Source organism: Micromonospora sp. NBC_00362 (assembly GCF_026342155.1).
GTDB classification, from domain to species: Bacteria; Actinomycetota; Actinomycetes; order Mycobacteriales; family Micromonosporaceae; genus Micromonospora; species Micromonospora hortensis.
On sequence record NZ_JAPENH010000001.1, the window covers coordinates 2,397,510 to 2,412,568 of the forward strand.

Genomic DNA, 15,059 nt, shown 5'->3' on the forward strand with positions numbered 1-15,059 from the left:
TCACTCGTTGGGCCCACGCCCCAGCAGCCGGATCTCCTCGTTGTCCAGCGCGGATTGGAGTTCCTGAAGCACCAGGTCGTCGATCTCCCGGCTGTCGCGCAGTCGGGTGACCTCCCGCCTCTTGTGGGCGAGGACGCCAAGGCGCAGTCGGCGTTCCAGCCGGCGCTCCTCGGCGGTGTTCCCACCGCTCTCGTCGAGGTCCTCCAGATGCCGGCGGTACTCGGCCTCCAGCCGACGCACGGATTCGTCCTGAGCACCGATCTCCGCGGCGACCTGGGGAAGCGCGGCGAGGCCCACCTCGGTGGCCCGCCGCCGGGCGTTGCGGGCCTCGTCGACGCGTTCCGGGTCGCCCCTCAGCCCGGCCCAGCGCACCACAAACGGCAGGGTGGTGCCCTGAAGCAGCATGATCAGTACGATCACCAGCGCGGTGACGAAGATGATCAGATCGCGTTCGACCACCGGTTGACCGTCGACCATCACCGTCGGGACGGCAAGGGCGGCGGCCAGCGATACCGCGCCCCGGAAACCGGACCAGCCCGCGACGGTCCCCACCCGCCAGCCGGAGGGACCTCGGCCGTCGTCGTCCACCATCCGCCGGCGCCGCAGCCGCGCCGACTGCGCGGTGAGGTAGATGAAGAGCAGCCGGGTGCCGATCACCACCAGGGTGACCACCAGCACGATCACCAGAGCCCGCTCGGGCGAGGTGCTGGTGATGCTCCGGACCGCGCGGGGAATCTGCGTGCCGAGCAGGACGAACAACCCGCCGTTGATCAGGAACGTGGAGAGGTCCCAGAACGCGTACGCCAGCACCCGGGACCGGGCGCGGATCACCCGTGGGCCGGCGTAGGCCAACACCAGGCCGGCGACCACCACCGCCAACACACCGCTGGCGTGCACCGAGTCGGCGAGCAGGAAGGCGCCGAACGGGGTCAGCACGCTGAGTGCGCCCTCGCGCAGCGGATCGTCGAGCCGCTTGCGGATCAACACCACGGCGGCCCCCACCAGCAGACCGGCGACCACGCCGCCGACGCTGGCGCCGACGAACTCCTCGCCGATGCCCAGCACGCCCGGCTTGTCGCTGTGGCTGAGCAGACCCACGGCCACCGCGAAGACCACCAGCGCGGTGCCGTCGTTGATCAGGCTCTCCGCGTGCAGGGTGGTGAGCAGCTTTCGGGGCAGCCGCTTGGCCAGGCCGGTGACCGCTGCGGCGTCGGTCGGCGCGAGGACCGCGCCGAGCACCCAGGCGGCGGCGGGGTTCACGCCGAGCGCCTGCGCGGCGAACGACACGGTGACCATGGTGAGCACCACCAGCACCACGGCGAGCAGCCCGATCACCGGCAGGTTGGCCCGGATCTCGCGCAGGCTGATGGTGAGGCTCTCCCGGTAAAGGATCGCCGGCAGGAAGATCAGCAGGACCAGGTCGGGTTCCAGGGTGACCTCGGACAGCGGCGGCGTGAGCCCGAGCAGCACGCCCAACGCGATGAGCAGGACCGGCGGGGCGACCCGGTACCGACCGCCGAGGGTGGTGCCGACGAGGACTGTGACGCCGAGCAGCACGATCAGGATGAGCGCCTCCACGCGTACACCCCCTCGGACCATGGCCGACGGTGGACGCGCCGGTGGTTCCATCTGACCGCACCCGCCGGTGGCTTCCGGTGGAAACCGGCAAGTCGCCGGGTAGCCAGAGCGCGGGGTGCAGTGTCGTGGGGCACCAGAAGGGGCACCGGAAGAACGCGCGAGCTGGGGAGAAGGGCTACGGGCTACTTCCCACGCCCGACTCGATCTGCCTCGTGATGTCGTCTGCGTCGCCGCGCGACAGGCACCGCGCGACAGGCACCGCGCGACAGGCACCGCGCGACAGGCACCGCGCGGCGATTGTTCGCAGATCTTGGACACTTTCCGTTCGCGCAAGACGGAAACTGTCCAAGATCTCGCGGTACGCGACCCCTGAAGCGGTGCGGCCGCCAGGCGGGGCGGTCGAGGTGCCGATCGGGATGGTCCAGGTGGACGTACGTCACCAACGGTGCTGCCCACCGCGCACATCCGCTCGGCGTCAGCGCAGCATGCCCTGGCTGACGACGCTCAGGTCGGGTCGCCGGCGCGGACACGCGCGGTGAGCGCGCGAGCGATCCGGCGGTGCTCGGCGGCTTCATCGTCGCGGCCCAGAGCAGCGGCCAGATCCGCGAGGTGCCCGGCTACCGGGCCGACGGTGACCACTCCACTCCCGGCGGCCAGTTCGGTGGCGGCCGGGCGGAGCGCGGCGGCGACGCGTTCCATGGTGGACCGGTCGTCAATGGCCAGCGCTGCCCGAGCGGTGAGGCACAGCCGCACCTCCCGCAGCAGGTCGTGCGGCCCGTCCGGCAGGGCCCGCAGCGCCGCCCGGGTGCCACTGCGGTCGCCGGCAGCGGCGAGCAGCAGTGGTCGGACCCAGGGCTCGTGCGGGCCCCAGTCCAGCCGCGCCCAGTCCTCGTCGTCCGGCCCGACAATCGGTCGCCGAACGGGAACCAGCCCGGCGTCACCTGCCGGCGGGGCGTCGCCGACGGCGTCAGCCAGCCGCAGGCCGAGCAGGGCGAGCGGCAGCAACCCCTGGGCCAGTCCCGGCATACCGTCGGCGGGCAGTTCTTCGGCGGCAGCACGGTAGGCGGTCGCCGCGGCGTCCCGGTCGCCGCCCAACGCCAGGCGCAGCGCGGCGTACCACCGGGTGAAGACACCGACCAACGGCAGCTCGTACCGTTCGGCGAGGCGGTCGGCGGCGCGGGCGTGCGCGTCGGCGGCGGGCCGGTCGGCCAGCGCACAGTTGGCCTGGAGCAGGACGAGGTGGCCGAGCACCTCGAAGGTCACCAGGTGGTGCCGGGCGGCCAACTCGACCAGTTCGAGGCCGATCCGGGCCCGCGTGTCGGCCAGACCGACGCGGTGGAAGGCGTGCATGAAGCGGGCGTTGAGCGCGAAGGCCACCAGCCCGGGATCGCCGATGTCGCGGGCGATCGTCTCGGCCTCGGCGGCGGCGCGGCGGCCACGATCGGTGGTGGTGCCGCGTAGCTCCAGCGCGAGGGTGCTCAGCAGCCGGCTGCGCTGCGCCGAGCCGGTCGGGCCGAGCGCGGTCAGGGCGTGTTCGGCGGCTCGGACGATGTGCCCGGAGAGCAGGTCGTCGTCGTTGCGCGTCCAACTGGCGGGCACGTCGAAGCCCGCCAGGGCCTCCTGGATCAGCAGGGGGTCGCCGGTGGACTCGGCGACGGTGATCGCCTCGGCACGCCGTAGTCGCGCGTCGGCCAGTCGGCCCGTCACGGCCAGCGCCCGCCCCAGGCCGAGCAGCGCTGCCACCCGCCCACGCGGCTCGACCCCGCCGGCCCTGTCGTACGCCTCGATCGCCTGGCCCCACAGACGGGCCGCCTCGTGCGGGTTGCCGCCCCGTTCGGCCCGCTCGGCCGCCACCTGGGAGTACGTCGACGCCTCGGCGGCGTGGACCGGCCCGCCGGCGCGCAGCAGGTGGTACGCGAGAGCCGCCGGCTCGACGGGTTCCCGCTGTCGCAGCGCCTCGGCGACGGCCGCGTGCCAGGCGGCGCGGCGTGGTGCGGACAGGTCGGCGTAGAGCGTGTCGCGGACCAGGATGTGGGTGAAGCGCAGCCGCCCGTCGGACTCCCGTTCGGTGAGGAACCCGGCCGTCAGGGCGCGGTCCATGGAGTCCAGCGCTGTCGTCGGGTCACCGGCCAACGTGCCCAGCATGTCCGGGTCGAGGTCCCGACCGAGCACTGCCGCCTGCCGCAGCACGGTACGGGTCGAGGCGGGTAGCTGCGCCAACCGGTGCCGGATCACGTCGCGTACCCCGGGCGGCACGGCGGACAGCCCCGCCGGCCCCGTGCTCGCGTAGAGCTGGGCCAGCTCGCGGACGAAGAACGGGTTACCGCCGCTGCGCTGGTGGATCGACCGGGCGGTGGCCGGCTCCAGTTCCGCCCCGACGATGGCGCCGGCCAGCTCACCGGTCGCCGACGCGGGCAGGCCGGCGAGATACTCCCGGGCCGGCTCCAGCCGGGCGGCGCGGGCCAGGGCGGCGGTCAGCTCCGGGCTGATCTCGGTGGCCCGGTAGGTGCCGAGGATCAGCACCGTCCCGCTGACCGGCTGCGGGCCGGTGAGCAGTGCGGTCAGCAGGTCCAGGGTGTCGCCGTCGGCGCGGTGTAGGTCGTCGAGGACCAGCAGGACCGGCTCGCGGTCGGCGACCGTCGAGATCAGCGAGGCCACCGCGCGGTGTCGACGGAACCGCACGGTGGCGGGGTCAGCCGAACCGTCGGCCGAGCGGTCCTCCGGCGCGGCGGGGGCGACGACGGGCGCGGTGGGCCCGGCGAGCGTGTCGGTGATCTGGGTCCACGGCCAGGCTGGTGGGGCGCCGTCGTACTCCGGGCTGTGTCCCCACGCCGTGGTCCAACCCTCGGCGGCGAGTCGCCGGGTCAGGGCCTCGGCAAGCGCCGTCTTGCCGGCGCCCGGATCGCCGCTGAGCAGGGCGAGCGTGGGCTGGCGGCGGCGGGACGCGGCCTCGGCGGAGTGTCGCAGCCGCTCCAGCTCCGCGTCGCGGCCGACGAAGGGGCGCTGCTCGGCTTTGACGGGGCGAACGGGTTCCCCGAGCCCGGGGGTGGCGGCCGGGGCGAGGTGCGGCGCCTGGGCCAGGATGTCGGCTTCCAGCCGTCGCAGCTCGGGCCCCGGGTCCACGCCCAGCTCGGTGACCAGGACGTGGCGGGCCTCTCGCAGTGCGGCCAGCGCGTCGCCCTGCCGGCCGGCGCGGTACCGGGCCGTCGCGAGCAGCCGCCAGGCGTCCTCGCGCAGCGGATGACTGGCCAGGTGTGCCGGCAGGTCCGCGGCGGCCTCGTCCGGTCGGCCCACCGCCAGGAGCGCCTCCGCCCGCCGCTCGACGGCCAGCATCCGCAGCTCGTCCAGCCGGTTGATCTCCGCGACCGCCCAGGACTCGTTGGCGCAGTCGGCGTACGCGGGCCCGCGCCAGAGCCCGAGCGCCGACTCGAGCGCGGCCAGGGCCGGCGCGGGACGCCCGGCCGCCAGCAGCCGGGCCGCCTCGCCGACGGCCGCCTCGAACTGTCCGGCGTCCACAGCGTCCGGGGCGGCCTTCAGCGCGTACCCGGGCGGCTCGGTGACCAGGATCCGGGGTGCCTGGCGGGGTGGCCGATCGGGTTCCAGGGCCCGGCGCAGGTCGGCCACGAAGGTCCGGATCGCGCCGACCGCGCCGTCCGGTGCGACCTCCCACAGGTCGTCGACGAGACGATCCACCGGCACCACCCGACCGTGGGCGATCAACAGCCGGCCCAGCACCAGGCGCTGCCGGTGTCCCCGCAGGGGGACCGGGCCGCGCTCGGTCGCGGCGGTCACCGGCCCGAGTACGCCGAAGGTCACCGCGACGGGCGCCGTGAGCTGCCTGGTCATGGCACCAATCTAGGCCCGTGGCCCGACCGGCACTGATCCGACGCTGACCGGCTGCTGATCACCGCCGGGCAGGCTCGGTGAGGTACGACGGCGACGGGCCACCGCCCTCCGCCGGCACTGCTCACCAGGAAGGTTCCCCGTGGACCCGAAGATCAACGGATTCGACTACCGACGTGTCACCGTCGCCGACGGGGTGACGCTCAACACCGCCGTGGGCGGTTCCGGCCCGGCGATCGTGCTGTTGCACGGCTTTCCGCAGACCCACCTCATGTGGCGGCACGTCGCCGCCGATCTGGCCGCCGACCACACTGTCATCTGCCCCGACCTGCGCGGTTACGGCGACAGCGACAAGCCCCTCGACACCGACGGCACGGGGTACGCCAAGCGGACCATGGCCGCCGACATCGTGGCGCTGGCCGGCGCGCTCGGTCACGATCGGTTCGCCTTGGCCGGGCACGACCGGGGTGCCCTGGTCGCGTTCCGCGCCGGCCTCGACCATCCGGCGGCGATCAGTCAGCTGGCCCTGCTCGACGTGCTACCCACGCTGGACATGTGGGACGTGCTGCACGGCGCCAGCGCCGCTGTGGCATTTCACCTCTATCTGATGGCGCAGCCGCCCGGCCTGCCCGAAGAGCTGATCGCCGGCAGCCCGGACGCCTTCTTCGGTCACTTCCTGGACGTCTGGACCCGTGATCCGGGCGCCCTGCCGGCGGAGGTGCGGGCCGCGTACCTGCGCGCGTCCCGCGACGCCGTTCCCTCGATCGTCGCCGACTATCGGGCATCCGCCGGGATCGACGTGACCCACGACGCCGCTGACCGGGCGGCCGGCAACCGGCTGCGGATGCCGGTGACGGTGCTCCAGCAGGACTGGGGCGCGGCGCTGGGCTACGACGCGGCGGCGGTGTGGCGGGCTTGGGCGCCGGGCCTGGACCACCAGACGGTGACCTGCGGACACTTCATGGCGGAGGAGGCCCCGGCGGAGGTGCTCCGGGCGTTGCGCGCCCTGCTCGTCCGTTGATCGATCGGCGACCCGGCCACCACTGTCACCCTGGGCAAGATATCCGACACTCCTTGTCACCGGGTGGCCGTGCGGCCGGGTCGCCGCGTCCCACCCCGCCCCACGCCTCGAAAACCGGTCACGAATGGGCTCTGACCTGCGGTAATGCGACGTTGAACGAGGTGGACGGCAACCGGCCATCGGTGATACACAGGCAGATACCGGCAGTCAACGACGTCGAGTCGATCCATCTTCTCGCCCAACGACCGTCCACAGGCACCGCACCACTGGGCTCCGCCGCACGGACCGCAGCTCCACAGTCGCGACCCACCGAACGGCACTGGCCCACCGGTCGCTGCCGGACGCCGGTCCTCGACCAAGGAGTTGCCGTGGGAAACCTACGAATCCGATCCCGCCACCAGCCGTACGAGATCGCTGTGCTGGCCGCCGCACCGCTCTGCGGCATTCTCATGATGGCCCTCAACGTCCGGCCGACGTCCGTACAGACGTCGATGCCGCATCCCATCCAGGTCGCCTGGGAGTTGGGTCTGATCGCGGTGGGCGTGGGTGGACTACTGGGCATCCTCTGGCCCGGCCGGCTCTCCACCGGGCTCGGCCTCGAACTCGCGTCGGTACTGGTGCTCGGCACGCTCACCGGCATGTACTCGGTAGCCCTGTTGGTCATGTCGGGTCGAAATTCCATCGTCGCCACGTCGTTCGTGATCGCGGTGACGGTCGGGTCGCTCTGGCGGGCCGCGCAGATCGCCATCGATCTGCGTCGCCTGGCCCGAGCGTGCGAATTTGTGACCTACGAACAGTTGCAGGCAGGTGTCACGTGATTACCGCACCCGCACCGGCTGCACCGCACTGGGTGCAGGTGGCGCTCAGCGTGCTCGGCATCCTCGGCGGAGGCACCGGCTTGGCCGCCATCGCCACCGTCGTGGTGCAGCGCGGCAAGTTCAAGGCCGATGCCGCCGACACGCTCACCGAGGCCGCCCTCACGCTCGTGCAGCCGTTGCAGACACGGATCACCCAGTTGGAGGGCGAGGCGTTCAGCGCCCGGTCCGAGCTGGGCATGCTCCGCGAGCAGGTCAACCAGTTGCAGTTCGTGGTCCGGGTGCTCACCCGGACGCTGGACCGCTGGCGCGCTGCGATCCGCGCCCCAGACGCCACGCTGCGCAAGGTCCGTGCGACGGTGGCGGAGTCCGACCGGATTCCCGGGTTGGACCGTTGACCACAGTGGTGTCCCGCACCGCCCGGCCCACTGCCCGGCAGGCTCAGCCAGCGCCACGAAGGCGTTCGGAGAGTTGGCGCACCGCCGCCCGGAACTCGGGGTCGGTCTCGCCCGGATGGTGCCCCCGCAGCGGCGGCGCAGACCGCTCCCCCGGCGCGGGCAGCAGGTTCGGTGGGTCCCGCAACCGCCTGTCGACCTGGCCCGCCGGATCGGCCGGGTCCGGGGGTGGATCGCCTGGGCGGTGCGCGGCGAAGATCCAGCCGCCGACCGGGTCGGTGTCCCGCCAGAGGTTGAGCCACCGCCACTCGACCCGCTCCCCCACCTCACGCAGCACCTCCTCGTTGAGGTAGGCCGGAAAGAGCCGGGCGTACAGACGGTCCAGCGGCGACCCGTAGGTGAGCAGCGCGACCCGTTGACGTACGCGCGGGGGCAGCCGCAGCACCGCGAGAGCGAGCAGCGCGGAGCCGTGGCTGTGCCCGCAGAGCAACACACCGACGTGCCGTTCGGCCAGTTGGCTGATCCGGTCGGCCAGTTCCGGCACCGCGCGGTCGGCGTAGCTCGGCGGTGCGAACGGGTGCGCGGCCCGGGGCCAGAAGGTGCCCAGGTCCCACAGGATGCCGACGTGCCGGCGGAACCACGCGGTCCGATAGGCGAACACGCCGCCGGCCACCAGCGTGAGCAGCAACGCGGCGAGGAGAAAACTGCCCCCGCTGAGCCCCATCTGGACGGCGCCGGCCGGCAGCCCGAGCAGTTGCCGGGTCAACTCCTCCGGTTCGCGCCCGGTACGCCCCACCAGACTCGTGGCCAGTCCGACCACCGCGAGCACCGCGTACGCGGCGGCCAGCAGGCCCAACCACTCGGTGAACCGAGCCCGGGCGATCGTCTTCGTGGCCAGCCGTAGCCGCCCGACCGCCTCCGGCGGCACGACCGGGAAGTCACTGGCGGTGATCGCCGCCGCCGCACGCCGCCGGCGCCGCCGCGACACGACCGTCAACGCGCCACACACCAGCACCGCCGCGACCACGTGCAGGAAGAACGCCAGCAGCGTCCAGCGGTACGGCGACGGTGGCCCACCGTCACCGCCGTAGCCACCGAGCAACTCCCCCGTCTGGTAGACGAGACCGGCGGAGAGCGCGCCGGTCAGGCCGACCGCGATGGCGGCGAGGACCGCCGCGCCCAGGCCACCCGGCAGCGCGGACCGGCCGCCCACCCGACCGCGCTGCCACAGCACCACCGCGCTGAGCAGCACCAGCAACATCATCTGGCCGAACAGCGCCACAGCCGCGAGCCCGTCGTAGCCGGGAAGCCCGGTCGCCGACGACCAGTCGCGCCGGTCGCTCGCCACCGTGGCGAGGGTCACCACGCTCAGGACGGCCGCCACGACGCCCGCCGTGCGGGCGGTCCAGGTGGCCGTTCGCGCGGTCCCCGCCCGGTCGATCAGTCCCGGAGCGGCGAGCAGACCGACGCAGGTCAGCAACACCGCCGCGCTGAGCGCCAGCAGCAGGGTCGTGGAGAACGTCGCGCCGCTGGCGCGACGGGCCGTGAGCAGCACGACATCGAGTGCGGCGAGGGCTGCGGCCACGTGGATCGCGCGCAGCCGGTGCACCAGGGGCTCCACGGCCCACAGTGGGTTGTCGGCCGGGCCGGACCGACGGGTGCCGAGCAGGCGCAGGAGCGCTATGGCGGCGATCGGCAGGAGCGCCAGCACTGCCAGTCGCTGCCCGACGTGCCGCCCGTCGAGCCCGGCCATGGTGTCGAAGGGCGGGCGGCAGCGGGCCGCACCGAGACACTGCCAGGCGAGCAGGTCGAGGGCGACTCCGGCGATGGACACCACGTACAGCACTGTGAGGTTGAGTGCGAGGAGCCGACACAGCACGCTGACCGCAGCGGCGCGGCGGCGGCCGGTCGGGCGCATCCACACGGCCACGTTGCTGAGCATGAACGGCAGGAGGAAGACCATGGCGAGGGTCCGGCCGACGGTGCCCGAGGGCAGGTCCCCCCAGCGGTACGCCTCCAGCGTCACCCCGTCCGGGCCGACACCGTCCGACCGGGTGCCGCGGTGGAAGCCCCCGCTGCCGTCGCCGGCGACCTGCCGGACCTGCGGCTGGTCGAGGATGACCGTCGGGTCCGCCCCGGACACGCCGTGCACCCGCAACTCCACCACGTCGTCTCGTCGCGGTTGGTCGCCGGCCATCGCCATCCTTCAGGCGATCAGGCCGGACGCCACGGTCCAGAGCCGCTCGGCATTGCCCGGATCGACCGCGTACGCGGCCACGCCGCTGTAGTCGGCGGGCCGCTCGGTGACGACCGGGGCCTCGGCGCAGTCCTCGAAGTAGCGACCGCCGACGCCGTCCAGCAACGGGGACGCCGCGAGTAACACCGAGGTCGCGGCGCCCTGTTGCGGGGTCTTGTGCATCTCCTTGGGCGACTTGAGCCCACCGGTGTGCTTCTGCAGGCCGGTCGCGATGGCGCCCGGGTTCAGCGCGTTGGAGTAGATGCCCTCGCCGGCCCAGCGGCGGGTGGCTTCCACGGCGAGCAGGGCCTCGGCGCTCTTGGACTGCCCGTAGGCCAGCAACGGGTCGTACGGCCGGAACGCGAAGTGCAGGTCGTCGAAGATCACCGGGGAGAAGAGGTTGCCGCTGGAGCTGACCGACACCACCCGGGCGCCGCCGGCCGCGGCGAGGGCGTCGTGCAGGCCGACTGTCAACGCGAAGTGCCCCATGAAGTTGGTGGCGAACTGCATCTCCCAGCCCTCGGCGGTGCGCTCCAGCTCGGGCAGCGCCATGATCCCCGCGTTGTTGACAAGGATGTGCAGCGGCTGGTCCCAACCGGCGACGAACTGGCGTACCGACGTCTGGTCGGCCAGGTCCAGCGCACGGACGGTGACCCGCTCCGCGCCGATGCTGGCCGCGATGTCGGCGGCGGCCTGCTCGCCCGCCGCGACCCGGCGGACCCCGAGCACGACCTCGGCGCCGGCGGCGGCGAGCGAACGGGCCGTCTCGATGCCGATACCGGCGGCGCCGCCGGTGATGATGGCCCGCTTGCCGCTCAGGTCCACCCCGGCGATGACCTCGTCGGCGGTCGAGGCGAAACCGAAGGGGGTCGTGATGCGCTCTGTCATTGCTGTCCCGTCTCCCGATCACGCTTACTCCGACACTGTCACCCCGGCGGCAGGCGGTAGCCGGTTCCCTGTTTTTCCTGGTAGTGGCAGGACCAGGCTGGGCGGTCCGTGGCGGCTCCTACGATGGGCGGGTGAGCACGGCCGGCCCGCTGGGCGAATACCTGCGTGCCCGGCGCGAGCTGATCGGGCCGGGTGACGTCGGCCTGCCCGCGCATGGCCGTCGGCGGGTGCCCGGCCTGCGCCGCGAGGAGGCGGCCCTGCTCGCCGGCATCAGCGCCGACTACTACCTGCGGTTGGAGCAGGGCCGTGACCGGCACCCGTCGACGCAGGTGGTCGAGGCGCTGGCCCGCGCGCTGATGCTGGACGCGGACGCCGCGGCGCACCTGCACGGTCTGGCCCGCCCGGTGCCGGCCCGCCGGGCGGCGCGACCCTCGGAGCGGGTGCCGGTGGGCATCCGGCAGTTGGTCGATTCGTGGGCCGAGACGCCCGCCTTCGTGCACGGTCGGCACCTGGACGTGCTGTTCGCCAACCCGGCCGCGACCGCGCTGGCGCCGATCTTCACCACCGGGGTGAACCTGCTGCGCGCGGTCTTCCTGGACCCGAGCGTGCCGGCGCTCTACCCGGCTCTGACTGCGGTCGCGGCCAACGCGGTGGCTGGCCTGCGCGCACAGGTCGGCCCCGAGGTGGACGACCCCCGCCTCATCGAGCTGGTGGAGGAGCTGACGGCCGGCAGCGAGCGGTTTCGGCGGTTGTGGGCCCGGCACGACGTCACGGCCCGTGCGGGCGGCGGGGTGCGGGTGTTCCAGCACCCGGAGCTGGGCGAGTTGGCGCTGCGCTACGAGAAGCTCACGATCAGCGGCACCACCCAGTCGCTGGTGGTCTATCACGCCGAGCCGGGCAGCCCGTCGGCGCGCTCGCTGGCCCGGCTGGCTCGCCGGGCGGCACCGCCCTAGCGTCGCCGTTCCCGAAGCGGGCCGACTATCGGTTGGCCGCCCGCTCGGCGACCACCACCGAGATCCCGTCGAGAACACGTTGCAGACCGAACTCGAACGCGTACTCGGGGCCGTACGCGGCGCCGTGCTGCTGGCCGGCCGCGGTGCCGACCCGGGACGCGGTCGGGTAGGCGCCGGGCTTCAGGAAGGTTTCCAGCCAGGGCGCGTGCGACTGCCACCACTGACCGTCGGTCATGCCGGTCTCGCGCTCCAGGTCGACCACCTCGGAGGCGGCTCGGGCGGCGCTCTTCACGTGGCCCAGCACGAGGGTGAGCACCGCGTCGACCTCGACGTCGGTGAGCCCGATGTCGACGATCGCGCCGAGCTCGTAGTCGTACTTGGCCATCAGGTGCGGGCCGAGCACCGGCCGGGTCGTCTCGGCCCGCAGCATCCAGGGATGCCGCTGGTAGAGAGCCAGATTGTCGCGGGCGATCCGTTCCAGCCGGGTCCGCCAGTCGCCCTCGACGGCGGGGCGCGGCATCTCGCCGTACGCGGTGTCGATCATGACGGCGACGAGTTCGGCCTTGCCCGGCACGTAGGTGTAGACCGACATCGTGCCGACCCCCAGCGCCTCACCGACCCGGCGCATGGTCAGCGCGTCGAGCCCTTCGGCGTCGGCGATGTCGATCGCGACCCGGACGATCCGGTCGACGCTGAGCGCCGGACCGGCGCTGCGGCTGGTCGGCTCCCGGGTGCGCCAGAGAAGGGCCAGGCTGCGGGCCGGGTCCGCGGTCGCCTTGCGCTCACTCGCCATGGTGCGGCCATCCTAACAACGAGGCCGTACGCGGTACGGCCGCGCCGGCCCGCTCCCGGGGGTCCGCGGTCTCGCCAAGGCGTGCGTCAGAGCGCCTCGCGGTCGTCGGACAGCGTCGGGCCGGCGGCGGCGGGCACCAGGTGTCGGACCTCCGGCTCCCCGTCGGTCAGTTCCCGGGCCCGTTGCTCGGCCGCGCGGTCCTCACCGGTCAATCGGCCGCCGTGCTGGCGCAGGTGCTCGTCCCAGGACGGCACGAGATACACCTCGACGAACCGGTCCACCGTCTCGGCCGGGCGGAACAGCCCCCAGCGCATCGCGCCGGTCCGTTGCCGCGCGCCGCGCACCAGGTCCATCGCCGCGAGGAACCGTTGGGTCCGCTCCGGCCGGACGGTGTACTGCACGGTCACCAGCACCGGCCCCACTCCCGGGTCCGGCTCGTGCGCCAGGTGCAGTTGCGGCCAGTAGGCCGCCGGTTCCCGGTCCACCGACCGCAGGTCCGGCAACGGCCAGAGACGACTCGTCAGGGTGCCGACGAGCATCAGCGCCGCCGCCGCCAGGTACGCGAGGAGCAACCCGGCCATCTCGGCCACCAGACCCCAGAGCAGCGCGCCGGCGGCCTGCCCACCGGCGAAGCAGACCTGGTAGACGGCCAGGCCCCGGGCCCGCACCCAGCTGGGCAGGAAGAGCTGCATCTCGGCGTTGACGTTGGCCAGCACCGTCACCCAGGCCATCCCGGCGGGCAGCAGGGCCAGCAGCACCAGCGGCACCACCCGCACGGTGCCGACCACTGTCAGCGCCACTGTGAACAGCGCCCCGGCGATCAGCAGGAGCTGGTTGGCGGACAGCCGGGTGCGGATCACGGCCAGCAGCACCCCACCCGCGATGGCGCCGACCCCGAGGGCGGCCAGCAGTACCCCGTACCCGCCGGAGCCCAGCCCCAGTCGCCGACTCGCCACCAACGGCAGCAACGCCCAGAGCGCACTGGCCGGGACCACGAAGACCAGCGCACGGCGCAACAGCCGGCGGACGGTCGGCGAGTGGCGTACGTAGCGGCTGCCGGCGCGCAACGCGGCGGTGAACCGCTCCGGCACCTCGACCGCGCGCGCGTTGGCGGGCCGCCAGCGCCACAACGCGTACGCGAAGATCCCGAAAGCGACCGCGTTGATACCGAAGACCGGGGCGACGCCGGTACGGGCGATCAGCACGCCGGCCACCGCGGGCCCGACCGCCCTCGCCACGTTCACGCTTATCGAGCCGAGCGCGGACGCCGACCGCAGTTGGTCCTGCGGCACCAGCTCCGGGATCACCGCCGCCCAGGCCGGCAGGGTGAGCGCCTGCCCTACCCCGAACGCGAAGGTGAGGGTCAGGAGCAGCGCCGGTGGCATCCGACCGGTCAGGGTGAGCAGCGTCAACGCCACCGCCACCGCCACCAGGAACAGCTGCACGGCGATCAGCAGGTGCCGGCGGTCGAAGCTGTCGGCCAGCACCCCGGCGGGCAACGCCAGCAGCAGCACCGGCAGCAGACTGGCGGTCTGCACCAACGCGACAAGGGTGGAGGCGTTGGAGTGGTTGATCAGCAGCCACTGCGCGCCGACGGTCTGCATCCAGGTGCCGATGTTGGCGGCGAGCAGGGCCAGCCACAGGTTGCGGTAGACCGCCGTCCGCAGCGGCGCCCAGGCAGAGGCCGGACGGTCGGCGGGTCCGGCTGCGGCCGTCACCACCGCCCGTCCGCGCGCAGCACGCGCTCACCGGAGACGTAGAGGTCGTCGGGTTCGAGCAGCAGCAACCGGACGACCTCGGTGGCGACCTGTTCGGGCATGGCGTACACCTCGTCCAGGAACTCGGCGCCCACCCGTTCCTGTAGCCGCGTCGGCATCGGCCCGGGATGCAGCTGCATCACCTTGACCCGGTTGCTGTGCTGGGCCTCGGCCAGCGAGTCGACCAGGCTGTTGCCGTAGCTCTTGGTGGCCCGGTAGACGGGGATGCCGGGCCGGGGGGCCGCCAGGGCCAGCGCGCCGATGTAGACGACGTTGCCGTGGCCCTGCCGGTGCAGGTGCTGCACCGCCTCCCGCAGCAGGTACGTGATGCCCAGAACGTTGATCTCCACCGCCCGGCGGATGTGTTCCACCGACAGGTCCCCCAGGTCGCCGCCCGCCCACATGGAGGCGCAGGCCGCCACCCCGTCGATGGTGCCGTAGCGCTCGACCACCTCGGCGAACCCGTCGCGGACCTGCTCGTAGGAGGAGATGTCGCAGACGGCGCCGTCGCAACCCAGCTCGTCGGTCGCGGCGGCGACCTCGGCCGGAACGTTGCCGAACACCACCACCTGATGCTCGTCGACGAGCAGTCGGGCCACAGCGAGGCCGAGACCGCTGGTCCCGCCGACCACCACGAAGGTTCTGGCACCCATGTCTCTCCAGCCGCCGCCAGCACAGGTCACGCGGGCCGCGCGACGGCGCGTTCTTCCCGTTTCCGGACCCGGCACACCCGTTCGCCGGTAGTGCTGGGCATACCCCGAACAGTGGATCTGGACGGCT

The 15,059-nt window shown here is 73.1% G+C and carries 11 protein-coding genes; 4 read left to right on the top strand and 7 right to left on the bottom strand.

Annotation, left to right across the window (positions count from 1 at the left end; genetic code table 11):
* Complete coding sequence (locus OG992_RS10920) at positions 1-1,578, bottom strand: Na+/H+ antiporter (protein WP_238686317.1); 1,578 nt, start codon at positions 1,576-1,578, stop codon at positions 1-3.
* 504 nt (positions 1,579-2,082) lie between these two features.
* Complete coding sequence (locus OG992_RS10925) at positions 2,083-5,424, bottom strand: AfsR/SARP family transcriptional regulator (RefSeq protein WP_266303145.1); 3,342 nt, start codon at positions 5,422-5,424, stop codon at positions 2,083-2,085.
* Between the two features lie 139 nt (positions 5,425-5,563).
* Here OG992_RS10925 and OG992_RS10930 point away from each other — a divergent pair, with 139 nt between their 5' ends.
* The 3 genes from OG992_RS10930 (at position 5,564) to OG992_RS10940 (ending at position 7,655) form a co-directional block, all read left to right on the top strand.
* A complete protein-coding gene (locus OG992_RS10930; RefSeq protein ID WP_266303146.1) occupies positions 5,564-6,442 on the top strand; it encodes an alpha/beta fold hydrolase in 879 nt (292 codons plus the stop codon).
* A 368-nt stretch (positions 6,443-6,810) separates the two neighbouring features.
* Complete coding sequence (locus tag OG992_RS10935) at positions 6,811-7,260, top strand: hypothetical protein (protein WP_266303147.1); 450 nt, start codon at positions 6,811-6,813, stop codon at positions 7,258-7,260.
* Positions 7,257-7,655, top strand: coding sequence for a hypothetical protein (locus tag OG992_RS10940; protein ID WP_238686321.1), 399 nt, complete (start codon positions 7,257-7,259; stop codon positions 7,653-7,655). The genes OG992_RS10935 and OG992_RS10940 overlap by 4 nt, the downstream gene beginning before the upstream one ends.
* A 43-nt stretch (positions 7,656-7,698) precedes the next feature.
* Here OG992_RS10940 and OG992_RS10945 read toward each other — a convergent pair whose 3' ends face one another.
* Both OG992_RS10945 and OG992_RS10950 read right to left on the bottom strand, forming a co-directional pair.
* Positions 7,699-9,849 carry a hypothetical protein gene (locus OG992_RS10945; RefSeq protein ID WP_266303148.1) on the bottom strand — a complete coding sequence of 717 codons (2,151 nt, stop codon included), beginning with the start codon at positions 9,847-9,849 and terminating at the stop codon, positions 7,699-7,701.
* A 9-nt stretch (positions 9,850-9,858) separates the two neighbouring features.
* Entirely contained in the window at positions 9,859-10,776 is a 918-nt protein-coding gene (locus tag OG992_RS10950; protein ID WP_238686323.1) for an SDR family NAD(P)-dependent oxidoreductase, read from the bottom strand.
* Between the two features lie 131 nt (positions 10,777-10,907).
* Here OG992_RS10950 and OG992_RS10955 point away from each other — a divergent pair, with 131 nt between their 5' ends.
* Positions 10,908-11,729, top strand: a complete 822-nt coding sequence (locus tag OG992_RS10955; protein WP_266303149.1) for a helix-turn-helix domain-containing protein — start codon at positions 10,908-10,910, stop codon at positions 11,727-11,729.
* Between the two features lie 25 nt (positions 11,730-11,754).
* Here OG992_RS10955 and OG992_RS10960 read toward each other — a convergent pair whose 3' ends face one another.
* From OG992_RS10960 to OG992_RS10970, 3 genes are all read right to left on the bottom strand, one after another.
* A complete protein-coding gene (locus OG992_RS10960) occupies positions 11,755-12,522 on the bottom strand; it encodes a TetR/AcrR family transcriptional regulator (protein ID WP_266303150.1) in 768 nt (255 codons plus the stop codon).
* Positions 12,523-12,608: 86 nt separating this feature from the next.
* Entirely contained in the window at positions 12,609-14,243 is a 1,635-nt protein-coding gene (locus tag OG992_RS10965; RefSeq protein WP_266303151.1) for an MFS transporter, read from the bottom strand.
* Positions 14,237-14,932, bottom strand: coding sequence for an SDR family oxidoreductase (locus tag OG992_RS10970; RefSeq protein WP_266303152.1), 696 nt, complete (start codon positions 14,930-14,932; stop codon positions 14,237-14,239). The genes OG992_RS10965 and OG992_RS10970 overlap by 7 nt, the downstream gene beginning before the upstream one ends.
* Positions 14,933-15,059 lie beyond the last annotated feature (127 nt).